General features: G+C 41.9%; 26 protein-coding genes. 3 read left to right on the top strand and 23 right to left on the bottom strand.

The genetic code is table 11. From position 1 onward, the window contains the following. Positions 1 to 107 precede the first annotated feature (107 nt). Together IEE86_RS05295 and IEE86_RS05290 are read left to right on the top strand one after the other, a co-directional pair. The gene (locus tag IEE86_RS05295) at positions 108 to 1,373 is read left to right on the top strand and encodes an L-lactate MFS transporter (protein ID WP_191096273.1); all 1,266 of its coding nucleotides are present in this window, start codon (positions 108 to 110) and stop codon (positions 1,371 to 1,373) included. Between the two features lie 82 nt (positions 1,374 to 1,455). Next, a complete protein-coding gene (locus IEE86_RS05290) occupies positions 1,456 to 3,804 on the top strand; it encodes an FdhF/YdeP family oxidoreductase (RefSeq protein WP_191096272.1) in 2,349 nt (782 codons plus the stop codon). 52 nt (positions 3,805 to 3,856) lie between these two features. Here the strand turns inward: IEE86_RS05290 and IEE86_RS05285 are convergent, their stop codons facing one another. The 6 genes from IEE86_RS05285 to IEE86_RS05260 form a co-directional block, all read right to left on the bottom strand. Next, a complete protein-coding gene (locus IEE86_RS05285) occupies positions 3,857 to 4,531 on the bottom strand; it encodes a VWA domain-containing protein (protein ID WP_191096271.1) in 675 nt (224 codons plus the stop codon). A gap of 81 nt (positions 4,532 to 4,612) precedes the next feature. Continuing rightward, on the bottom strand, positions 4,613 to 5,311 hold the full coding sequence (locus tag IEE86_RS05280) for a VWA domain-containing protein (RefSeq protein WP_191096270.1): 699 nt from the start codon (positions 5,309 to 5,311) through the stop codon (positions 4,613 to 4,615). A gap of 323 nt (positions 5,312 to 5,634) precedes the next feature. Further along, entirely contained in the window at positions 5,635 to 6,660 is a 1,026-nt protein-coding gene (spoIID, locus tag IEE86_RS05275) for a stage II sporulation protein D (protein ID WP_191096269.1), read from the bottom strand. Between the two features lie 254 nt (positions 6,661 to 6,914). Next, on the bottom strand, positions 6,915 to 8,222 hold the full coding sequence (gene murA / locus IEE86_RS05270; RefSeq protein ID WP_191096268.1) for a UDP-N-acetylglucosamine 1-carboxyvinyltransferase: 1,308 nt from the start codon (positions 8,220 to 8,222) through the stop codon (positions 6,915 to 6,917). A 32-nt stretch (positions 8,223 to 8,254) separates the two neighbouring features. Further along, positions 8,255 to 8,989 carry a YwmB family TATA-box binding protein gene (locus tag IEE86_RS05265; RefSeq protein ID WP_191096267.1) on the bottom strand — a complete coding sequence of 245 codons (735 nt, stop codon included), beginning with the start codon at positions 8,987 to 8,989 and terminating at the stop codon, positions 8,255 to 8,257. Positions 8,990 to 9,118: 129 nt separating this feature from the next. Beyond that, positions 9,119 to 9,349 (bottom strand): DUF1146 family protein, encoded by a 231-nt coding sequence (locus IEE86_RS05260; protein WP_008354922.1) that lies wholly within the window; start codon positions 9,347 to 9,349, stop codon positions 9,119 to 9,121. A gap of 171 nt (positions 9,350 to 9,520) precedes the next feature. On the opposite strand from IEE86_RS05260, the gene IEE86_RS05255 reads away from it, so the two are divergent. Further along, positions 9,521 to 9,988 (top strand): hypothetical protein, encoded by a 468-nt coding sequence (locus IEE86_RS05255; protein WP_191096266.1) that lies wholly within the window; start codon positions 9,521 to 9,523, stop codon positions 9,986 to 9,988. A gap of 49 nt (positions 9,989 to 10,037) precedes the next feature. Here IEE86_RS05255 and IEE86_RS05250 read toward each other — a convergent pair whose 3' ends face one another. From IEE86_RS05250 to IEE86_RS05170, 17 genes are all read right to left on the bottom strand, one after another. Further along, entirely contained in the window at positions 10,038 to 10,433 is a 396-nt protein-coding gene (locus tag IEE86_RS05250) for a F0F1 ATP synthase subunit epsilon (protein ID WP_191096265.1), read from the bottom strand. Between the two features lie 24 nt (positions 10,434 to 10,457). Continuing rightward, positions 10,458 to 11,879, bottom strand: coding sequence for a F0F1 ATP synthase subunit beta (gene atpD, locus IEE86_RS05245; RefSeq protein WP_191096264.1), 1,422 nt, complete (start codon positions 11,877 to 11,879; stop codon positions 10,458 to 10,460). A gap of 24 nt (positions 11,880 to 11,903) precedes the next feature. Next, positions 11,904 to 12,770 carry a F0F1 ATP synthase subunit gamma gene (locus IEE86_RS05240; protein WP_191096263.1) on the bottom strand — a complete coding sequence of 289 codons (867 nt, stop codon included), beginning with the start codon at positions 12,768 to 12,770 and terminating at the stop codon, positions 11,904 to 11,906. Positions 12,771 to 12,858: 88 nt separating this feature from the next. Then, complete coding sequence (gene atpA, locus IEE86_RS05235; RefSeq protein ID WP_034318323.1) at positions 12,859 to 14,367, bottom strand: F0F1 ATP synthase subunit alpha; 1,509 nt, start codon at positions 14,365 to 14,367, stop codon at positions 12,859 to 12,861. A 16-nt stretch (positions 14,368 to 14,383) separates the two neighbouring features. Beyond that, the gene (locus tag IEE86_RS05230) at positions 14,384 to 14,929 is read right to left on the bottom strand and encodes a F0F1 ATP synthase subunit delta (protein WP_099726501.1); all 546 of its coding nucleotides are present in this window, start codon (positions 14,927 to 14,929) and stop codon (positions 14,384 to 14,386) included. Continuing rightward, a complete protein-coding gene (atpF, locus tag IEE86_RS05225) occupies positions 14,926 to 15,447 on the bottom strand; it encodes a F0F1 ATP synthase subunit B (RefSeq protein ID WP_191096262.1) in 522 nt (173 codons plus the stop codon). The genes IEE86_RS05230 and atpF overlap by 4 nt, the downstream gene beginning before the upstream one ends. A 120-nt stretch (positions 15,448 to 15,567) precedes the next feature. After that, the gene (atpE, locus tag IEE86_RS05220) at positions 15,568 to 15,780 is read right to left on the bottom strand and encodes a F0F1 ATP synthase subunit C (RefSeq protein ID WP_003214968.1); all 213 of its coding nucleotides are present in this window, start codon (positions 15,778 to 15,780) and stop codon (positions 15,568 to 15,570) included. 48 nt (positions 15,781 to 15,828) lie between these two features. Further along, entirely contained in the window at positions 15,829 to 16,563 is a 735-nt protein-coding gene (atpB, locus tag IEE86_RS05215) for a F0F1 ATP synthase subunit A (protein WP_003215198.1), read from the bottom strand. A gap of 7 nt (positions 16,564 to 16,570) precedes the next feature. Further along, positions 16,571 to 16,954: an ATP synthase subunit I gene (locus tag IEE86_RS05210; protein ID WP_191096261.1), complete on the bottom strand. Its 384-nt coding sequence runs from the start codon at positions 16,952 to 16,954 to the stop codon at positions 16,571 to 16,573. A 497-nt stretch (positions 16,955 to 17,451) separates the two neighbouring features. After that, positions 17,452 to 18,081 carry a uracil phosphoribosyltransferase gene (gene upp, locus IEE86_RS05205; RefSeq protein WP_003214553.1) on the bottom strand — a complete coding sequence of 210 codons (630 nt, stop codon included), beginning with the start codon at positions 18,079 to 18,081 and terminating at the stop codon, positions 17,452 to 17,454. Positions 18,082 to 18,228: 147 nt separating this feature from the next. Beyond that, entirely contained in the window at positions 18,229 to 19,476 is a 1,248-nt protein-coding gene (gene glyA / locus IEE86_RS05200; protein WP_034281450.1) for a serine hydroxymethyltransferase, read from the bottom strand. 177 nt (positions 19,477 to 19,653) lie between these two features. Further along, the gene (locus tag IEE86_RS05195; RefSeq protein WP_191096260.1) at positions 19,654 to 20,193 is read right to left on the bottom strand and encodes a TIGR01440 family protein; all 540 of its coding nucleotides are present in this window, start codon (positions 20,191 to 20,193) and stop codon (positions 19,654 to 19,656) included. A 12-nt stretch (positions 20,194 to 20,205) separates the two neighbouring features. Beyond that, positions 20,206 to 20,655, bottom strand: coding sequence for a ribose 5-phosphate isomerase B (gene rpiB, locus IEE86_RS05190; RefSeq protein WP_003214714.1), 450 nt, complete (start codon positions 20,653 to 20,655; stop codon positions 20,206 to 20,208). A gap of 140 nt (positions 20,656 to 20,795) precedes the next feature. After that, positions 20,796 to 21,254: a low molecular weight protein arginine phosphatase gene (locus IEE86_RS05185; RefSeq protein WP_191096259.1), complete on the bottom strand. Its 459-nt coding sequence runs from the start codon at positions 21,252 to 21,254 to the stop codon at positions 20,796 to 20,798. A gap of 63 nt (positions 21,255 to 21,317) precedes the next feature. Further along, the gene (locus IEE86_RS05180) at positions 21,318 to 21,872 is read right to left on the bottom strand and encodes a manganese efflux pump MntP (RefSeq protein WP_191096258.1); all 555 of its coding nucleotides are present in this window, start codon (positions 21,870 to 21,872) and stop codon (positions 21,318 to 21,320) included. Between the two features lie 60 nt (positions 21,873 to 21,932). Beyond that, positions 21,933 to 22,985, bottom strand: coding sequence for an L-threonylcarbamoyladenylate synthase (locus IEE86_RS05175; protein ID WP_191096257.1), 1,053 nt, complete (start codon positions 22,983 to 22,985; stop codon positions 21,933 to 21,935). Between the two features lie 161 nt (positions 22,986 to 23,146). After that, positions 23,147 to 23,590: a GNAT family N-acetyltransferase gene (locus IEE86_RS05170; RefSeq protein ID WP_191096256.1), complete on the bottom strand. Its 444-nt coding sequence runs from the start codon at positions 23,588 to 23,590 to the stop codon at positions 23,147 to 23,149. Positions 23,591 to 23,630: the final 40 nt, after the last annotated feature.

Raw genomic sequence — 23,630 nt, 5'->3', positions numbered from 1 at the left:
TAGTTATATGAACCAATCAAATTGTGATATTATTTTAAAAAGTCATAAAAATGTAACATATTTCTATCTTATCAAACTTTTCGATCGCTTTATATGGGGGGAACACAATGAACAAATCAAAAAATCGTTGGCTCATTGCGACAAGTGCTGTAGGAATTCATTTATCTATTGGGTCTGTTTATGCATGGAGTGTTTTTACGAATCCTTTACATCAAACCTTTCAGTGGTCATTAACCGAAATAAGCCTCACCTTCAGCATTGCCATTTTATTTTTAGGTCTATCTGCTGCTTTCATGGGACATTTCGTTGAAAAGTACGGCCCAAGGGCATCGGGGCTCTTCTCAGCCATTTTCTTCGGCGTCGGAATGACTGGGTCAGGGTTCGCTGTCCACATGTCTTCACTGCCTCTCCTCTATTTATTTTATGGTGTACTTGCTGGGATAGGATTAGGGGTAGGCTATATTGCTCCTGTATCAACATTAGTCAAATGGTTTCCGGATCGGAGAGGACTTGCAACCGGTTTAGCCATTATGGGTTTTGGATTTGCTTCACTTATCTGCAGCCCCATTATTCAATTTCTCATTGAAAAAGTTGATATTGCGAATACCTTTTATATTCTTGGACCCTCATATTTTATCATTATGGTAATCTCATCACTTTATTTATCACCACCAACGCCAGATGACGTCAAACAATTTGACGGATTGAAAACAAATCAAAAAAAAATTCCTCAAGACTTATCACAGCTTACAGCAAATGAAGCGATTAAAACACGGCGTTTTTATTATTTGTGGCTCATGCTCTTTATTAACATCACATGCGGTATTGCCATTATTTCAGTTGCCTCGCCTCTTGCTCAAGAAAATGTTGGATTCACTGCAGGTGCTGCAGCTACTCTTGTTGGTGTTTTAGGTGCTTTTAATGGTTTAGGACGGATCGGCTGGGCATCCTTCTCAGATTATATCGGAAGACCAAATACGTATACGATTTTCTTTAGTATCCAGCTCATTGCTTTTCCTTTACTACCTTACTTAAAAGAACCACTCATCTTTTCAATCGTAATGGCGATCATTTATACGTGCTACGGAGGAGGATTTGCCTCAATTCCAGCCTATATTGGAGATTTATTTGGCACGAAACAACTTGGTGCAATACACGGTTATATTCTAACCGCATGGGCCGCTGCTGGTTTAGCAGGACCTTTATTTTCATCCTTCATACGAGATATAACAGGTAATTACACACAAAGTCTCATGGTGTTCTCGGGCTTATTTTTCATCGCTTTTATCATATCTCTTCTTATTCGGAAGGATATTCAACAGCTTAGAGAATCAAACCTTACTGCTACTTCCTCTGTCTCAGCCCGACCTTAGTTTGAATTTGACAGAATCAAAATCTAAAGGTAATTTTTAGATATGAAAACGTTTTACAAAGTAATAGGAGGGTGATGATATCATGGGGAAAACAAAACACAAGGGGCCTATTAAACTCAACAAAAAACCCTCACCAAAGCTATGGGCCTCTTTTGCTCCAATGGGGCTTGGAAAAGTGAAACCTAAGCACATTCGAGATACGATGAAGGTGGCTTGGGAAAACAAGGATAACCTCCCTTATGCGTACCGTATTTTAACGCAGGGCGTTTGTGATGGCTGTGCCCTTGGTGTTTCAGGCTTATACGATCAGACACTCGCAGGACCTCATATATGCACTACAAGGCTAAATGTACTTCGTCTTAACACAATGTCAGCTATTGACCCAAAGTGGTTCGAAGATATTCATCAGCTAAAAAAAATGGATAGCACCGCTCTGCGTAAACTTGGCCGTATTCCTTATCCACTGATTCGAAAAAAAGGGCAGAATGCCTTCACACGTATTTCTTGGAATGATGCGTTAGATCAAATCGCAGCTAAAATCAAATCAATTGATAAACGACAGCTCGCTTTCTACTTAACGGCCAGAGGGATTACAAATGAAGTTTATTATACTGCTGCGAAGGCTGCACGATTTATGGGAACAAATCATATCGATAATGCTTCTCGCATTTGCCATTCACCAAGCAAAACCGCTCTTAAACGTTCGCTTGGCATAGGTGCTTCTAGCTGTAATTACAGTGATTGGATTGGAACGGATGTATTGATTTTTTGGGGATCAGTCGCGGCAAACAATCAGCCTGTTTCCACTAAATATATGTATGCTGCTAAAAAGAAAGGAACCAAAATTATTGTCATCAATCCGTACAAAGAGCCTGCAATGGAAAAGTACTGGGTTCCCTCTATTCCGGAAAGTGCTTTATTCGGAACAAAAATAGCTGATGATTTTTATCAAGTCAATATAGGCGGCGATATCGCATTTATGAACGGCGTCATCAAACATTGGTTTGATATGGAGCAGCAGACTCCTCATTCCGCTCTTGACCATGAATTTATTCAAGCCCATACAACCGGCATAAAGGATTTAAAGCAACATGTCGAACAGTTGAAGTGGGAGGATCTAGAAGTATCATCAGGATTGTCAAAAGAAAGAATGAAAGAATTTGCAGTCCTCCTTGCCAATGCCAATTCAGGCGTTTTTATTTGGAGTATGGGCCTTACCCAGCACCGATTTGCAACAGATAATATATCGCAAGTCGCCAACCTTGCCATGTTACGTGGATTTATTGGTAGAAAACATTGTGGTGTCATGCCGATTCGTGGACATAGTGGCGTCCAGGGTTCAGGCGAAATGGGCGCAGATCCATTTGTTTTGCCAGGAAGTGATTTTGATGAAGAGAATATTGAAAGAATCGAGAAGATATGGGGATTTGATATTCCAAAATGGCATGGTGATACCATCGGTCAATCGTTTGAAAAGATGGCTCTCCCTAAAGATCACCCACAAAAACTCAAAATGCTGTTTACTAGCGGTGGAAATTTTTTAGAAACGATGCCAAATCCAGAAGCTATTGAAAAAGCATTATCTGAGCTCGAGCTCCGTGTCCATCAAGATATCATTTTGAATACCTCTACACTAGTAGAGGCAGAAGAGACGGTAATTGTTCTGCCTGCTATGACAAGGTATGAACAGCCAGGTGGTGGTACATCAACCAGTACGGAACGCATGGTATATTTCAGTCCAGAAATTGAAGGACCTCGTATTGAAGAAGCCAGAGCAGAATGGGACATTTATATTGATCTTGCGAAAAGAGTCCGACCAGAAGATGCCGAGCTGATTCATTTTGAACATGCTGAAGACATTCGCCGTGAGATTGCCATCGCGAATCGAAATTATGATGGCATACAGCATTTGCGTCATAAAGGGGACGTTTTTCAATGGGGAGGCGCATGGCTTTGCGAAGATGGTGTATGTCCAACACCGGATGGCAAGGGACACCTTCTACCTGCCCAGCTGCCTCAATACCGGAAAACTGAGGGGCATTTTCATATCACAACAAGACGAGGTAAACAATTCAACTCTATGATCTACAGTGAAAAGGATGCCTTTAATGGTGGAAAGCGCCATTCTATCTTGATGAATGAAGAAGATGCAAAAGAACTTTACGTCCAAGAAGGTGACCCTGTCGTTCTTTTTAATCAATATGGATCCTATCAAGGAGTTGCTCAATTCGGGGAATTAAAACGTGGAAATATCGCTGTTTATTGGCCAGAAGGGAACGTTTTAATTCCTAAAGGTGTTTATGAGAGCTATTCACAGATTCCAGAATATAATACGACTGCGATATTAGAAAAAGCCGAAACCTTTCATGCAAGAAAAGATCAGCACTACGTGGAGAAACGAATTGATGAATTAGAAACGACTTTAAATTGATCAAAAACTAAAAAAGCAGCTGGGGTTGTTTTCCCCAGCTGCCATTTACATCCTACTGACCAAGAGTGTTCGCTTCTTGTTGAAGAATCTGTTTCAATTCTTCTGCATTTGCTGCCGGCTGATATTGTCCACCACCCGCTTTTGCAACAGATTTTAAACTTTTTGCTTCTTTTTCATTCACATCGAAGCCAATGATATTGACGATTGTATCAATACCATCTTCATGTAATTCCTTTGCTGCTTGTGATGGGCTCCCGCCACATGTTTCTTCACCATCGCTGACCACATATACGATGTTTTTCCCTTCAGCTTGGTGATCTTCAAAATCTTGTTTCGTATCAGTTAATGCTTTTGCCAGCGGTGTCCACCCTGTTGGACCATACACATTTAGCGCTTGCTGAAATGTGGTTTGCTCATATGTTCCAAACCCATAAACGGCTTCAGAACTTGCACATGAAACGGCTTTTCCTGCATTTTTATTGGTTCCTTCATGACCAAATACACGAAGTAGGACTTGCGTATCTTCTGATAAAATACTTGCAAAGCTTTGAATAGAACGTTTGGCGATGTCGATTTTCTTTTCTCCCTCAACCGATTGTGCCATGCTGCCGCTTAAATCGAGTAATATGACCACATGAGCAGGCTCCTGTTTTGTCACAGCATGAGCTGGTGAAGAAAGAAGCAAGACAAGACTAGCTAAAATGGTTAAGACAATATTTCTTTTCATTAATAAAACCTCCCTTTTTACATTTGTACAGAAAAAGAGAAACGAAAGCATAAATCAATCGTTTCCCTTTTGTTCAACAAGTTATTCGTGTAGTTTTAATGATTCTGCCGTAAAGATAGAACCCATCTCTTTCCCAGTGCTTGCTTGGTAGTAATGACCTTTACCAGCTTTGGCTACTTGCTTTAATTGACCTTCATAACCATCGTTAAAGTCTAATCCGATGACATTGACAACAGTCGATCCTTTTGAGTTATGCAATTCTTTTGCTACTTTTACTGGATCTCCGCCACAAGTTTCTTCGCCATCAGTGATTAGGTACACAATATGTTTTGTTCCTTCATTAAGCTGCTCATCCGTTTGCTTTGCATGTTCAAGAGCACGTGCAATTGGTGTCCAGCCATTTGGTCCAAGTCCGTTTAAAGAGTTTTCAAAGCTATCTTTTTCGTAAGGCTGTACGCCGTAAACGCCTCTAATGACTTCACATGATTGAGCTTTACCTGAATTTTTGTTGTTTCCTTCAGAACCAAACAAGCTCATACGAATCTTAGCGTCTTTTGGAAGTGACTGTGCAAATTTAAATACCTCTTGTTTTGCGAGGTCAAATTTGCGCTCTCCCTCTACTTTTCTTGCCATGCTTCCACTTGCATCAAGTAAGATAGTGACTCTTACATCTTTGTTATGTTTTTTGACTGTAGATGCTTCTGCAAATACTGGTGAAGAGATTGACATAGATAATGTCAATGCAGCTAAGGTTACGAGTGTAAATACTTTTTTCAACATACTTTTCCTTCCTCCTTATGTATTTGATTGAAACATCTTAATCGTAAATTATTCTGTCATGGAATGGTATAGGACTCGATCCCTTTTTCTCTTTCATCAAAATCACTAAAATTCTGTCAGATGTCTAGATATTTTCACCTAACGTCACATTTATCCCCTTGTTTTCTCTGTCTTTCGAGGGACTTTGTATCGGCCATCGGTTCTTGTCGGGACGTAAATGTTTAAGATTTCCTGGCCTGTGTCTTAAGTCGCAATTTGACACATTCTGTTCAAACCTTTTTGAACATATAAAAAGATGCCCCGTTTCTGAGGCACCTTTGCTTTTATTTTTTAGCCATATACGTGTTGAGAAAACGATCAGCTGATTCAATTTGAATCCCTTTATAATAATGTTTCACAATGGCTTCTACTTTTTTACCTGACTGCGCCATATAATGCGCACCATATTGGCTCATCCCTACTCCATGTCCGTATCCTTTTGTCGTAATCACAATTTGCTGGCCCTTTCTTTCCCATGTAAAATCAGCTGAGTGAAGTCCCAGTGATTCTCGAATGTCTCGGCCTGTCAATGTTTTACCGTTTATCACGGCTTTGGCTACTTGGTTTCCTGGTGTCCGTTCTACAATCTGTCCGACCTGATCCTGCTGACTGAGCGTCACACCTAGTTTTTGCTGAAATTCACTCACCGTGATGGTTTTTGTGTTTTGAAACTTAGGTGATTTTTCGTCCCATTTACTTGAGACACTTTTCAAATAAGGGATTTCGTTTTTCCAATAGGCTTCTGCATTTTCAGTTTTCCCATTACTTGTAGAAAAGAAAGAAGCATCAATTGGTTTTTCGTCATAGGTCAGCACTTTCCCTTGTGTGCTGGCGACAGCTTCTGTGACCTTTTTTAGTTTCCAGTTGTACGCTTTCCCCCAAATTTTCTTGAGTTCCTGTTTGTTTTTGTAGACTTGGAACATTTGCGTGTCATCTACAAGAGAGCCTTTTGGTGATTTTACGGTCTTGTCGATGATCATTTGTCTGACGATATACGTTCTAGCAGCGAGTGCCTGTGCCTTGAGCGCCTCCATTTCAAAATCAGCTGGCATCTCAGAAGCTACGACACCGATCACATACTCTTCTAAAGGTATGTTTTCTACCTGCTGATGAGTCGAACGATAGACGGGAATGGAGACGGGGGATTGCTTCAGTTTGACAGAACCTTTCACTTCTTTTTTAACTGATGGTTCCGCTGCTACGTGTTGGCTGGCCGCGGGTTTCCCTTGAAACGTCGGCAACACGAGTAAAGTTGGAATCATTAAAATAATGATGCACATTCCTGCGATTGTCCAAATCATTGGTTTCATATTTGGCTGCCCCCATTTGTCATTGAATCTCTTTTATCCTATGGGGGGGGACAAGCTAATATGACAGCTTCTTTCATTCATTGGACAAGACTTTCGATCATGCCCACATGCTCTTCGCCAATTGATTTTACTGTCCGTCTTTATGAATAAAAATTAAAACGATTGGATACACTAATGGTAAGCTTTTAAAAAGCATTCTATGAGTCTAAAAAAAAAATCAGCATGCCCCAATGGACACACTGATTTCTTTATGATTACGCGTTCAGATCTGATACAACTTGTTCTTGTGTCACATCTGCTGATTCATCGTTTACTCTTTCAATATCTGCACCGATTGCTGCAAGCTTTTGATGGAAGTTCACATACCCACGGTCAATATGCTTCAATTCAGTGACACGTGTATGACCTTCTGCCACTAATCCAGCAAGTACAAGTGCTGCTCCTGCTCTTAAATCAGTCGCTGCCACTTCAGCACCTTGAAGTTGAACCGGCCCATTGATAATCACAGAGCGACCCTCAATTTTAATATCGCCATTCATACGGCGGAATTCCTCAGCATGCATAAAGCGGTTTTCAAAGACCGTTTCTGTGATCATGCTTGTTCCGTTTGCACGAAGCAATAGCGCCATCATCTGAGATTGCATATCTGTTGGGAACCCAGGATGCGGCATTGTTTTTAGATCGATTGGCTTGAGCTCAGGTGGTCCAATGACTCTTAAACCTTCTTCTTCTTCAATGATCTGAATACCCATTTCTTCCATTTTCGCAACAAGTGAAGTCATGTGCTCTGGCACTGCGCCTTTTACAAGGACATTTCCTTCTGTAATGGCTGCTGCCACCATGAAAGTACCCGCTTCGATTCTGTCAGGGATGATGTTGTGTTTTGCACCGTGAAGTGTTTCTACACCTTCGATTTTGATTGTACCAGTACCAGCTCCGCGAACCTTACCGCCCATGGCATTGATGTAGTTTGCCAAATCAACAATTTCAGGTTCTTTTGCTACGTTTTCTAAAATGGTTGTTCCTTCAGCTAACGCTGCTGCCATGATGATGTTTTCAGTTGCACCCACACTTGGGAAATCCAAATAGATTTTTGCACCTTTTAAACGGCCTTCAACTTCAGCCTCGATGAAACCATTTCCTACTTGAATTTTAGCTCCCATTGCTTCAAAGCCTTTTAAATGCTGATCAATTGGTCTTGAACCAATCGCACAGCCTCCAGGTAATGCGACTCTTGCATGACCTGTTCTTGCTAAAAGTGGTCCCATGACGAGCACAGATGCCCGCATTTTACGCACATACTCAAACGGAGCCTCAGTTTCTAGTGCATGAGATGCATCTACTGATACTTCGTTATTTTCAAAATGTACTTCTGCTCCTAAATGACGTAACACTTCATTGATTGTATATACATCGGAGAGCGTAGGTACATCACAAATTACGCTTTTTTCTGTACTTGCTAACAAAGATGCAGCGATAACTGGTAAAACGGCATTTTTTGCGCCTTCTACTTTAACTGTGCCGTTTAACTTTTGACCGCCGCGGACGATGATTTTTTCCAAGGTCTTCCCCTCCGCGTCCCAAATTCTCTATATTAATATTCAGTCGTTACGATTGGTGTGCCAACCGTAATCGTATGATTTTCGTTCATTTCCGAACTTCTGATGGCAATTTGAACATTCATTTTATCATTTGAAGTCATAATGAACTGTTCCCACTTCTCTGTGTAAGCGGAAAGCGACACAAAATTAGACTCAACGAGATACTCAACAGGTTTTGCTTGAAATTCATTTGCTATCATTTCAGCTTTTTTTTGCAAAACAACATCCATCATACCATTTACATGACCATCGAGACAAGTAAAAATTACAAATTTCTCTTGTAATATGCTTTTTGCATGACGTACGAACTGATCATATGTATGCTTCCAGGTATTCAGTGGGCGAGCACCTTTTTGCTCATATAATAAATACGACTTTTGATTGGATTTTGTGTCGGTCTTCACGAGTAAAATTTTCGAAACTGTATCATTTTTTTCATCTTTGTAAATTCCTGTGACTTTGGTGACATGTTTCTCTTTTTTTTCGGTCCACTCATACTGTCGTAGTTCGTCTTTCAAACGTTTCACTTTTTTTGAAAATTGTTCGGTTGAAATATCTACATTTGTTTTGGCATGCAGGGTCCATCCATCCACTTCGATTTGCTGGTTTTTCAGACCTTCTGCTATTTGGGCGAGCGGGGAAGATTCTTCCGCACGAACCCCTTGAATCATCAGAACAAAAAAAAGAATAAACACACATAATGGCCAACCTTTCAAATACTTTCTCACTTGTCATTCCCCCTTGCTACAAGTGTTGCCGCAAGGAGGCCAATGCATACGTGGAAAAGTCATCAAAAGGCCATACTTTTGAACCCTCTTTTTACGTTCCCGCAGAAGGCAGTAACCAAACCTTTTATGTTAAAACATATAAGGAATTTGTCTGGAGAAATTTAAGTAGTCAAGGAAGAAATTGCTGACCGCAGAAGCGATGGCGATGGTAATGAGCATCATCAGCAACCTTGCCTGAACGATTTTCCCTTTTTTAATCAGTGGGTCAATATTTACGGCAAGCAATGCCCACCATGTAATTGCAATAAAAAATAGGTGGATCACAATACTCACGATTGCTTGTTGTCCTACGTCTTCCATACAGTTGAATCCTCCTTTTATTTATTTCTGTAAAGGAAAACTCCCTTTCATTATATCCCCCGAAAATCGGAAAGATGAATCATTTGGAAAAAAGAGCTACATTTAGTGTGAATCCCCTCTTATCCTCGTGCCAAGGAGATGATATACTGCGTGTGGAAGGAGCTGAACACATTGAAAGATTCTTTTCCTGACTTTGTTGATTTGTACGGAGAATTGGTTCCCTCATTTGATCATGAATGGGAGGCCATTGCTTTCTACTTTGATTATAGACAGACACAGCTAGAAGAATTAGCACAATTGTGTCATTTTCATAACATTTCTTTGGATTACTCTGAGGAAAGCCTGTATCAGTTAGAATCATTATACTTTGATGCGTTTTCCCAGCAGCTTTTTGCTGAGTGGAAAATGCCTATTGAAGCTTTAGAAGCGATGATGAGTGTGTATATGGGAGAGGTTATCATCCGGCATCATACAGATGCTGACTGGGTCGTGCGGCCTTATATGGACTCCCCGCATCAATATACGCTAGGTTTGCGCCGAAACAATAAAACGTGGCACAATACGCAGTTTTGTGAGCACTTATATCTTGAAAAACAAGCATCTCATCCTTATGTGTCGATGTATCAGTCTCTCATGTAATTCTTTAAAAAAATCCTTCTTATCATTGTGATAAGAAGGATTTTCTGTTTTATTTCCCTGCTACATTTAAACGGTTTAACGCCCGTTTTAATGCGAGTTCCGCCCGGCGTACATCACTTTCATTCGGGTGGTTCAAATGCTCTTCAGCACGCTGTTTCGCTGATTTAGCACGATCGACATCAACTTTGTCTGATGTTTCAGCGGCCTGAGCAAGAATGGTTACTTTATCAGGGCGGACTTCAACAAATCCACCACTTACTGCAACCAATTCAGTTGATCCACTATGTTTTAAGCGAACTGCACCGATTTTTAGCGGAGCAACCATTGGAACGTGGCCAGCTAAAATACCAAGCTCACCGCTTTCTGCTCTTACACTGACCATTTCCACATCCGCTTCATACACTGGGCCGTCGGGAGTAACGATATTGACTTGAACGGTCTTCATGCTTTTACCCTCCTAAGGACCAGATTAGGCCTCTACACCCATCTCTTTGGCTTTTTCAATCACTTCTTCAATGCGTCCAACTAAGCGGAATGCATCTTCCGGAAGATGATCATATTTACCAGATAAGATTTCCTTGAAGCCTTTAACAGTTTCTTTCAATGGCACATAAGAACCCTTTTGGCCAGTGAACTGCTCTGCTACGTGGAAGTTTTGAGATAGGAAGAATTGAATGCGGCGCGCTCTGTGTACCACAAGCTTATCGTCCTCAGATAATTCATCCATACCTAAAATGGCAATGATATCTTGCAGCTCTTTATAACGCTGTAATGTTTGTTGCACTTCACGTGCAATGGCATAATGCTCTTCGCCAACGATCTCAGGTGCAAGTGCACGAGATGTTGAAGCAAGAGGATCAACCGCTGGGTAAATACCCATTTCTGTCAGCTTACGCTCAAGGTTTGTCGTTGCATCAAGGTGAGCGAACGTTGTGGCTGGTGCTGGATCCGTATAGTCATCCGCAGGTACATAGATCGCTTGAATCGATGTAACCGATCCTACGTTTGTAGACGTGATACGCTCTTGCAGCTGACCCATTTCTGTTGCAAGTGTCGGCTGATAACCTACCGCTGAAGGCATACGTCCAAGAAGGGCTGATACTTCAGAACCTGCTTGTGTAAAACGATAGATGTTATCGATGAAGAACAATACGTCTTGACCTTGTTCATCACGGAAATGCTCTGCCATTGTTAAACCAGTTAAAGCAACACGCATACGTGCACCTGGTGGCTCGTTCATTTGGCCGAAGACCATCGCTGTTTTTTCGATAACGCCAGAGTCTTTCATTTCGTAGTAAAGGTCGTTTCCTTCACGTGTACGCTCTCCAACACCAGCGAATACAGAAATACCACCGTGTTCTTGTGCGATGTTGTTGATCAATTCTTGAATCAGAACGGTTTTTCCTACACCGGCTCCACCGAATAGACCGATCTTTCCACCCTTAATATAAGGAGCAAGAAGGTCAACAACCTTGATACCTGTTTCAAGAATTTCAACCTCTGTAGAAAGTTGATCAAAAGAAGGCGCTTGTCTGTGGATTGGATCTCTTTGAGCTTCCACACCAAGTGGCTCATCTAAGTCAATGTTATCTCCCAGTACGTTGAATACACGTCCAAGTGTTACGTTACCAACTGGTACTGAAATTGGTTTTCCAAGGTCTACAGCTTCCATACCACGCTTCACACCGTCTGTTGATGCCATTGCGATAGTTCTGACTGTATTATCACCTAAATGTAGTGCTACTTCTAAAGTTAAGTCGATATCAACTTCACTTTCGCTTTCCGCTTTATGCGAAACTTTGATCGCATTATAAATCTCAGGCAAGTGACCGTCTTCAAAATGAACGTCTACGACTGGTCCCATGATCTGACTGATGCGTCCTGTTTTCATTGCATTCCCTCCTGACAATTATTTCTATTCTAAGGCAGCTGCTCCGCCGACAATTTCTGTAATCTCTTGTGTAATCGCTGCTTGACGAGCACGGTTGTAAGAGAGTGTCAGGCTGTCGATCAATTCTTTTGCGTTGTCTGTTGCACTCTTCATTGCTGTCATCCTTGCAGCATGCTCACTTGCTTTGCTGTCAAGAAGCGCACCGAAAATCAAACTCTCTGCATATTGAGGAAGGAGAACCTCAAGAATTTCTTCTTCAGAAGGCTCAAACTCATATGATGCGGAACGTTTATTTGGTGTCGCTGCGGCCGAAAGGTCCGTTAGCGGCAATAATTTCTTCTCTGTTACTTCTTGTGAAATGGCACTGACGTAATGGTTATAGAACATGTAAAGTTCATCAAACGCTTCATCAGAGAACATTTGCACTGTACTGCTTGCTAATTCTTTAATATCAGCAAACGCTACTTCGTCTCCAAGCCCTGTTACTTCAGAAATAACTGGAATACCGCGCTTTTTGAAGAAGTCGCGTCCGATTTTACCAATGACAATCACCGCATATTCATCAGCAGATTGATGACGAGATTGAATGGCTTGGTAAGCGGCACGCAAAATCGAGCTGTTAAAAGGTCCTGCAAGTCCTCGATCAGATGTAATGACGAGATACCCTGTTTTCTTAACAGGTCTTGAAAGAAGCATTGGGTGCTTAGCACTTGTTCCAGTTGCGATTGCCGCAACAACTTCTTGGATTTTTTCCATGTAAGGAACAAAGGACTTCGCATTGTTTTCAGCACGATTCAGTTTCGCAGCTGATACCATTTGCATCGCTTTTGTGATCTGACTCGATTTTTTTGTTGACGTGATCCTTGACTTAATATCGCGTAATGAGGCCAAAGATTTCACCACCTTTTTTCAGGAATCCGTGTTCATTTACGTGAAAAGAGAGAAAAAGAGAATCTTTTTCTCTCGGAAAGATTACTAATTAGTTGCTTGGTGCAAACGTACGTTTAAAGCCTTCGATTGCTGTTTTCCACTCTTCATCAGCAGGCATGTTTCCTGTTTGAGAGATTGTGTCAAACAAGTCTTTATGGTTTTCTTCAATGTACATAAATAACTCAGCTTCAAAGCGTTTCACATCAGCAATCGCGACATCGTCTAGGTATCCTCTTGTAAGTGCATAAAGAATCGCTACTTGTTTTTCAACTTTAAGCGGTTTGTTCAAGTCTTGTTTTAACACTTCAACTGTTCTTGCACCACGGTTTAATTTCGCTTGAGTGGCTTGGTCTAGATCAGATCCAAACTGAGCAAATGCTTCAAGCTCACGATAAGAAGCAAGGTCCAAACGAAGTGTACCCGCTACCTTTTTCATCGCTTTGATTTGTGCAGAACCACCTACACGGGATACAGACAATCCTGCGTTTACCGCTGGACGTACGCCTGAGAAGAAGAGGTCAGATTGTAAGAAAATCTGTCCATCTGTAATTGAAATAACGTTTGTTGGGATATATGCAGAGATATCACCAGCCTGCGTTTCTACGAAAGGCAATGCTGTGATAGAACCGCCACCCTTTTCGTCACTAAGCTTCGCTGCACGTTCTAATAAACGAGAGTGAAGGTAGAAAACATCACCAGGGAATGCCTCACGACCTGGAGGACGACGAAGTAATAATGAAAGCTCACGGTAAGCTGCCGCTTGTTTAGAAAGGTCATCATATACAACAAGTACGTGCTTGCCGTTATACATGAATTCCTCACCCATCGTTACACCTGCATAAGGAGCAAGGTAAAGAAGCGGGGCTGGCTGTGATGCAGAAGCTGTGACAACGATTGTATAATCAAGCGCACCATGCTTACGAAGTGTTTCAACAACACCACGAACGGTTGATTCTTTTTGTCCAATCGCTACATAAATACAGATCATGTTTTGATCTTTTTGGTTTAGAATCGTATCAATTGCAACAGATGTTTTACCTGTTTGACGGTCACCAATGATCAGTTCACGTTGTCCGCGTCCGATTGGAATCAAGGCATCAATTGCTTTGATCCCTGTTTGAAGCGGCTCATGTACCGATTTACGATCCATAACGCCTGGTGCTTCACTTTCGATTGGACGTGTTTTGCTTGTTAAAATTGGACCTAGTCCATCAACAGGCTGACCAAGCGGGTTCACAATACGTCCGATTAATTCTTCACCTACTGGAACCTCCATGATACGACCTGTACGTTTTACGTCATCACCTTCGCGGATATCTTTGTAAGGTCCTAAAATAACGATACCTACGTTAGATTCCTCAAGGTTTTGAGCCATACCCATTACACCGTTAGAGAACTCAACCAGTTCTCCTGCCATAATGTTGTCAAGGCCATGTACACGCGCGATACCGTCCCCTACTTGAATGACTGTACCGACATCTTTTACTTCGATTTCAGATTGATAGTTTTGGATTTGCTGCTTTATCAGCGCGCTAATCTCTTCAGCTTTGATACTCACTAAGGTTTCACCCCTTCTAACGATTTTCGCCTGCAAGCTGACGTTCAATGCGGGAAAGCTTTCCGCTGACACTGCCGTCATAAATGCGGTTTCCGATACGGATTTTCACTCCGCCTATTAGATCCTTGTCAATCACGTTTTCAACACGCAGTGATGTGACTCCGGCTTTTTTGGCAAATACTTCAGATAAAGATTGAATTTCAGCTCCGCTCAGCGGTTTCACTGAATACACGATCGCATCGTCTATTTGTTTCGTACGGTTTGCAAGTTTCACAAACTCAGACGTCATTTCAGGAAAAATATTCGTACGTCCGCGATCAATCAGTAAATACATTGTGTGCAAAACGTATGTCGAAACACCTTTGAAAGCTTCTGCAATCAGATGTTTCTTTTTGTCTGCCGTAATCTTCGGATGAACAAGAAAGTCATTTAATTCTTGATCAGCCTTAAGCACTTTTTTGATCTCATTCAGCTCTTTTTCAGTTTCGTCTACTGCCGAAGAAGCAAGAACGATGTCAAAAAGAGCAGAAGCGTAACGCTTAGAGACAATAGTTACGCTCATCGGCTTTCGCCTGCCTCTTTAAGATACTCTTGGATCAATTTCTCTTGTGCTTGCTCATCAAGTTCTTTTTCAATCACTTTAGAAGCAATCAGCACAGATAGTGATGCAACCTGCTCGCGCAGTGCAGCCACAGCTTGTTCTTTTTCTTTTACGATTTCAGTTCTAGCGGATTCTTTCAAGCGCTCTGACTCTTGACGTGCTGCTAGAATGATCTCTTCTTTTTGTTTCTCACCAAGCTTTTTCGCATTTTCGATGAGTGTATGTGATTCTTCGCGTGCTTCTTTCAATAAGACACGTTGTTCTTCAAGAAGCTTTTCAGCTTGAACGTGCTTTTCTTCAGCACTTGAAATTTCATTTCCTATATAATCTTCACGCTGTTTCATAATCCCTAATAAAGGTTTAAGCGCATATTTCTTTAAAAGTGCAAGCAGGATGAGCATAGCGATAAGCTGAAATAACATATCCCCGGCGTTGAAACTTAAGCCTCCTGCTCCTAAAACCACTGGTAACTGAGACATTTCGTACGGCAACTCCCTTCTTTAAATAATATGTTAAGAAACAAAACATAAAGGAATGACGAAGTTTCGAACTAATCTGATCTTCGCCATTAAAATTCATATTAGAACGCTTCTCACATATTAACCAAAGAATGCCAAGAATGCGATAACGACAGCGATAATTGGAAGTGCCTCAACTAAAGCGACCCCGATGAACATAAGTGTTCTTAGTTCTCTTCCAGCTTCTGGCTGACGAGCGATTCCTTCAACTGTTTTAGATACGATTAGACCGTTACCAATACCTGCTCCTAGTGCTCCTAAACCGATTGCAATTGCTGCTGCTATTAAATTCATTAAAAAGCTCCTCCTTTAAAATAACGTCCATTTTGGACTCTCAATTTTTTAGTGTTCGTCGCTGACTTTATGGGAAATGTACACCATTGTCAGCATGGTGAAGATAAATGCCTGGATTGTTCCGACAAACAAACTGAATGCTTGCCATACAATCATCGGTACGATGGCACCTAATGTACCAACGATACCAAGCGCAATGTTTTGCGTGTAGAAATTGGTCGCAAGTCCTGCAAGTAACCCAAGAAGAATCTCTCCAGCGAAAATATTTCCATAAAGACGCAAACCAAGTGTTAACGTGTTTGCAAATTCTTCAATAAGTTTCAATGGTACTAAAAGCGGAATTGGTCTAAAGTAGTCTTTCGTATATTCCTTGACTCCTTTTGCCTTGACACCGTAGTAGTGTGTGAGTCCCATGACCATAATCGCTAGTGTCATTGTGATTGCAGGATCAGCAGTTGGTGATTTCCACCACAAGTTGTGATCAACCGTAATCGAAAATGGCAGTCCAAGCATGTTTGAAACAAATATGTACATGAGTAATGTAACGCCAAGCGCTAGAAATGGGGCTCCTGTTTTCATGTCCATCGAACTACCTATGATATTTCGAACAAAATCAACAATCCATTCCATGAAGTTCTGCGCCTTAGTCGGACGAATAGACAGAACACGAGTAGTCAGCACCGCTATGAGAAGAACGATGATACTAGCAATCGTAATCATGAGAACATTGGATAAGTTGAACGTTAACCCTAAAAATTCTGTAGTTTTTGAACTGTGACCCAAAGAGTATTCACCTCTCTTCCATAGTAGAACGTTTAAGTTGAATGAAGGAATCTATCATAATGACAGGATATATTGTCATTAATCCTATAACAACACCTGCCAGATGAACTTCGTTAGGGTAACGCCAAGCAATCGCTACTGCGAGAATCGCGTTGGCCCACCTGGCTGTACTTCCCATTGAACGAATGGATTTTCCTTTTTGAACTGCTCGATCAAAAGCATGCATTCTCCGTATAAGTAGGAATAAATTAAAGAAAGCAAAAATTGTGCCGATAATGAAACCAAGGAACAGTGGTTTAAAACCAGGCATGGCATAGCCAAACACAAAAATTGCCAATAGATAGAACATGTATTTACTCTGTCTGCGGAAAATCGCGTTTGGATCGTTCATTCATCTGACTCCCGATGAAAAATATTGTAAAAAAGGTGATAAATGGTGATGAAAACTGCGTAGAAGACGCTGATGATAAGCCGCCCTGTTCGAAAAAAATCAATCACCCATCGGTCTAATTACACCATCAGACTTGAAATCTTTAGATCTATGGGATGCTGCTTCATTCGCTGATACAAACCCTGATAATTAAAGGGTTCACAATGAGGATTAGTAGAGTGCTATAGGCTATGAAAACCTTACCATAATACCCTCGTTTAGCATACAATAGCGTCTATGATGTGTCAATCCGTTGAAAGTTAAAAAACTTTTCTATAATGATAGAGCACACAAAATGTTCACAATTTCATCAAACTTTAGGAGAGTTGTGACATTCATTGAAAAAAACAGCTAATGTTCAGTATACATTGATTTTTCTAAGAACGACATCAACCGTTTGTCATATATTTCAAAAAGCCCACATGCTCGTCTGCATGTGGGCTTTTATTGAGATCTTCTTATTTTGTTCCATACATACGGTCACCAGCATCACCAAGGCCTGGGATGATGTAACCTTTTTCGTTTAATTTCTCATCTAATGCTGCAATGTAGATATCCACATCTGGATGATGCTTTTGCATTTCTTCTACACCTTCAGGGGCAGCAATCAGACACATGAAGCGGATGTTTTTCGCACCGCGTTTTTTCAAGCTGTTTAATGCTTCGACTGCTGAGCCGCCGGTTGCAAGCATTGGGTCTACGACGATAAACTCACGCTCTTCCACATCAGATGGAAGCTTCACATAATATTCAACAGGCTTTAATGTTTTCGGATCACGGTATAAACCGACATGTCCTACTTTAGCAGCTGGAATGAGTTTCAAAATCCCGTCTACCATTCCAAGACCTGCTCTTAAAATTGGCACAACACCGAGTTTTTTCCCAGAGATCACGTTTGATTTAGCGACTTGTACAGGTGTTTCTACATCTACCTCTTCAAGCGGTAAGTCTCGTGTGATTTCAAATGCCATTAATGTGGCGACTTCATCCACTAGCTCTCTAAATTCTTTTGTTCCTGTATGAACGTCACGAATATATGTAAGTTTGTGCTGAATTAGCGGGTGATCAAATACATAAACCTTTGCCATTGCTTGCTACAACTCCTTTTCTGTCATCTTCCGGTGAACTTTGCACACTTCCTACAATTCTACATAAAAAGACATCATCTTTCAATATGATTCGCAAATCCTACAAAAAAAACCCACATGCCAAAAATAGGCAAATGGGTCAGCTTTTTAATAATCTAATTCGTTATATAGAGGGAAGCGGGCAGTAAGATCAGATACTCGCTTTTTCGCCTCTTCTAATTTCGCTTCATCTTCATGATGTTTGAGAGCAAGCGCAATAATAGAACCGACTTCTTTCATCGCTTCTTGATCGAACCCGCGGCTTGTCACTGCTGCTGTACCAACACGTACACCACTTGTGACAAATGGTTTCTCTGGATCATAAGGAATCGCATTTTTGTTCACTGTGATGCCGATTTCATCCAGAACGTTTTCTGCGATTTTTCCTGTGATGCCAAGAGAGCGCAAGTCGATGAGAACAAGATGGTTATCTGTTCCACCAGATACAAGCTGAATATCTTCAGATAAAAGGGTTTCAGCTAGTTGTTTGGCATTATCAATGACGTTTTGTGCATATGTTTTGAAATCTCCGTTCAATACTTCACCGAAAGAAACAGCTTTTGCAGAGATGACATGCATCAGTGGTCCACCTTGAATACCAGGGAAGATCGATTTGTCGATCTTTTTACCAAATTCTTCACGGCATAGAATCATTCCGCCGCGAGGTCCGCGTAATGTTTTGTGTGTCGTCGTTGTCACAAAATCTGCGTAAGGAACTGGATTCGGATGAAGACCTGCTGCAACAAGACCCGCAATGTGAGCCATGTCGACCATAAAGTAAGCACCGACTTCATCAGCAATTTCACGGAACTTTTTGAAATCAATTTGACGTGGGTATGCACTTGCACCTGCAACGATTAACTTCGGCTTATGCTCACGTGCTTTTTCAAGTACATCTTGGTAGTCAATATGCTGCGTTTCTTTATCTACACCATATTCTACAAAATTGTATTGTACCCCGCTAAAGTTGACAGGGCTTCCGTGTGTTAAATGCCCGCCATGTGATAAGTTCATGCCCAGCACCGTATCGCCATGCTCAAGAATTGTAAAGTATACGGCCATATTCGCTTGGGCACCTGAATGAGGCTGTACGTTCACATACTCAGCGCCAAAAATTTCTTTTGCGCGGTCACGTGCGATATCTTCTACAACGTCTACATGTTCACAGCCGCCATAGTAGCGTTTACCAGGGTAGCCCTCAGCATATTTGTTAGTTAAAACTGAGCCCTGTGCTTCCATGACTGCTTCGCTTACGAAGTTTTCTGATGCAATTAATTCGATTTTGTCCTGCTGGCGTTTCCGCTCTAGTTGAATTGCTTTGAATACTTGTGCGTCTTGCTCAGGTAAATGTTTCATCAGCGAAATCCTCTCCAATCTATTCCCATTCGATGTTTTCACCATCTCATTGTACACGGTTTTTGAGTGAAATGTAAAAGTTTTTTTTGGAAAATCGACTTATTTTTTGCGAAAAACCGAATATTCAAGGGGTGAAGCGTCTTCATCATTCAACATTATATTAGTAATATATTTAAGCTATGATCTTGTATAAACCGCTCGTTCTCCGCCAATCAGCTTCGGACGTGTTTTCGCAAACGTCACATGCGCTTGTCCTAATTGGTGACGACTGAGACGGACAGGTACAGCTACTCGCTTTAAGTGCATCCCAATCAACGTATCGCCGATATCAATTCCAGCATGCGCCTCAATCGATTCAACTAACACAGGATGTTCCATTTGCTGAAACGCATGAGCCGCCATCGAACCACCCGCCTTTCGGACAGGTACTGCAGCCACAATTTCTAGGTTCAGACGGTAAGCCACTTCTTCTTCAACAACAAGAGCACGATTTAGGTGCTCGCAGCATTGGAAGGCGAGCTCGATGCCAATCTCTCGTCTTAGCTGATCCAATTCTTGATAGATGGCCTCTGCAATTTGCTCACTTCCCGCTGTACCAATATGCTCGCCAGCCACTTCCGACGTACTGCAGCCAATCACTAAGATTTGGCCAGCACGCAGTTCAACTGCTTGATGAAACTCCTTTAACATTTCAAGCCAATCTTGACCAATGTTCATGTTAAGCGCTCCTTATAGGTGCTTTTCTTCATAATCAGCGATTTTGCCAATCCGCACAGCATGGCGTCCAGCCGTAAATTCTGTCGTCAGCCAAATGTGTGCGATCTCACGTGCTAGCCCCGGTCCAATCACGCGCTCTCCCATCGCCAGAACATTTGTATCATTATGTTCTCTCGTTGCTTTCGCACTAAAGGTATCATGTGCCAGCGCACAGCGAATGCCTTTCACTTTGTTTGCTGAGATGCTCATGCCAATGCCTGTCCCGCAAATTAAAATGCCGCGATCAACCTCTCCGTTTGCCACCATATTGGCTACAGGAAAAGCATAATCCGGATAGTCTACAGACCCTGATCCACATTCGCAACCCATATCAATGTATTCAATCTTCAATTCATCCATCAGTTGCTTGATTTCTTCACGTATATTCGTTCCGCCGTGATCGGATGCAATGGCTACTTTCATCGGGCTATTCCTCCTAAGGGTGAGTTGATTTGTCAGGCTTACTTTCATTCTTTATTCACAGTTATATTTTAACCTCTGCTTAGTCATTTGCAAACAAAAGCAGAAAAACCGTTGACGCAACGGTTTTACAGATTGTCTATTTATGAGGATGTCAGGTCCTGTTTCAGTTTTTCAGCCAGCTGATACAGCAATTCTTCTAGTTCATCACGTGTTTCCTGGTAAACCGCAAGACTTCCGCCAAATGGATCGGATACATCGCCTTCTGTCCCTGTCGCAAATTCCTTTAATGTGAAAACTTTCTCTTTTGCATGATTATATTGCTCTACAATCAACTGTTTATGCTGAATTGTCATGGTGAAGACATAATCAGCTTCGTGAAGAAGCTCCTCTGTCAGCTTTGACGACGAGTGATTGAGTGGAATGCTTTTCTCAAATAATGCTTCGACCGCTTGCGGAGAAGCCTTCCCCTCATTAGAGGCAAAGAGGCCCGCTGATTTTACAGTGACCTGCAAACCTTTTTCATGTGCAATTGAAGCAAAAAGGGCTTGAGCCATCGGACTTCTGCATGTATTTCCCGTACAAACAAATAAGATATTCATCATTCGCCCTCCTTTTCTTCTATTATATAGGATTTCATTCTACATGTTATGTAAGGAGACTGGCTATAGCGGAAATACTAATTTGATGCCAAAGGCTAGTAAAATAATGCCGCCAAGCGCCCCGCTATATGAACCAACCCATGAACGGACTTGTTTACCGAGTAATAATCCGAGCCATGTGAGCATCATACTAAAAAAACCAAACAATAAAATGGTCATCCACACCCGAGAACCGTAAATTCCTAGGCTTAAGCCCACGGAGAAACTGTCTAAGCTCACGCTTGTCGCAAAAAGAACGAGACCCGCCCCAACTGGCGCGATAAATGGTTTATCCTCTTTTCGAATAGAAGCAATAATCATTTGTAGCCCCAGCACCAAAAGCAGTGCACCGCCGATATAGGTGGCAAGGAGGCCGAGCCAGCCAGATAAGAGCTGACCTGTCAGCATGCCAAAAAGCGGCATAAACATATGAAACATCCCAATGACAAGTCCAATATAAATGATCTGGCGGAACCTCAGCTGGATCATCCCCATGCCAAGGCCAACCGAAAAGGCATCCATCCCAAGCGCAAAAGCCATGATACTGAGTGTCAGCAATTCGCCAGCTAGTTCATTCATGTAAATCCCCCTTGGACACGCATTCTTCTTTAACCTATGTTTGTCCAAGAAGGGTTAGAACTATTTGACCGAAGAGAGTCTGCGCCCTCCTGCCGCCTTTTGCAGACGGTTCATAATTGCAGAACCAACCCCCTGCTCTGAAAAGGCTTCTGAAATAATCATATCTACATCTGTTTCATCAAATTGTCTTAGCACACGATATAGGTTTGCAGCCACAGTTTCAGGCTTTTCTCTCCATCCACAGCTGTAAACAACATCTGCTGTAAACAACGACTTCTTTTCTTCCGTTGTCAGTACGCCGACTTTCCGGCCCTCCGCCTGGTACTTCTGAATGTGACGCTGCATCTCTTCATCACTTCCATGAAAAATGTACATTTGTGCCTCAGGTGCATAATGCGTGTATTTCATACCAGGTGATACGGGCGCCTCGTCCTTTTTTGTCAGCCCTGGGTCGACGCTGACCGTCCCTACTACTTCTTCTAATGCTTCTTTTGTAATACCGCCCGGCCTTAAAATCACTGGAAGCTCGTCTACGCAGGATACGACCGTTGACTCAACGCCAATTCCAGTTGAACCGCCATCCACAATTCCAGCGATTCTACCATCGAGATCACTCGCCACATGGTCAGCTTGTGTCGGTGACGGTTTCCCAGAGCGATTGGCACTTGGTGCAGCAATTGGCAGACCAGCTGCTCGGATAAGCTCAAGCGCAATGGGATGATCAGGCATTCTCACGCCTACTGTGGATAAACCCGCTGTGACCTGCTTTGATAAAGTACCCGGCTTACACGGAAGAACAATAGTTAAGGCACCCGGCCAAAAGGCATCCATCAGTGCCTTCGCTTTTTCATTTTCTATTTGTGCAAATTCATGAAGCTGCTGAACCTCCGCAATGTGGACAATCAACGGATTATCACTTGGACGTCCTTTCGCTTCATAAATTTTCATGACGGCCTCTGTCTCTTTTGCATTTGCCCCTAGTCCGTAAACGGTTTCTGTTGGGAAAGCGACCACTTCGTTTTGTTGCAACAGCAGGGCTGCCTGTTGAATTTGTGGATAGTATGTGGATAAATCCTTTTCTAAATCCACAGACCATCTTTTTGTATTTAGCATCTTACAAACTCCTTTTAAAAAAGATAAAACTGTTGATATATCTCAATTATCCTTTTGAAAGTATAAAAGATGACGCTAAATAAAACAAGCGTTGTCCACAATTTGTGGATAACGCTTGTTTAACAGTGGATAAGTATGTGTATAAGTCCAGTGTTTTGTGATTAACTGCTCTTTTTTTGCAGCACCACTGCCTGTTCTTTGTCCAATGACTCTTTTGCATGTGCAGATTCCCACACGCTATCCGGAATATCCTTTAAAGGCGTGAATCCCATGAATGTTAAAAAATCATGTGAGGCTGAATGGTTTGCTACGACATAGAAGGTATCCACACCTATTTTCGCCCCCAGCGTTTGAACACTTTGGAACAAAGAAACAATGTGTCCCTGACCGAGTTTATCTGATATGACAAGTGACCGCAGCAATCCCTCTTGTTCATTCAACTGTTCAAGACCTAAGCAGCCTGCCAGGTGCCCGTCTGCATCTTCCATGACAACAAATGTCGTACGTTCCGCAATTGTTACTCCGCCTTTTGCTTGTCCTTTTTCAAGAAACGCATTAATGGCTGGAGCATCTTCTTCTGTGGCTATCCTTAATTGATAATACATGTTTTCACCTCTTTTTGATCTCTTACTTCAACTCTATGAG

Origin of the sequence: Bacillus crepusculi (assembly GCF_014764715.1) — a bacterium.
In the GTDB taxonomy this organism is placed as follows: domain Bacteria; phylum Bacillota; class Bacilli; order Bacillales; family Bacillaceae; genus Bacillus.
This window is presented reverse-complemented; position numbering and strand designations above follow the sequence as displayed.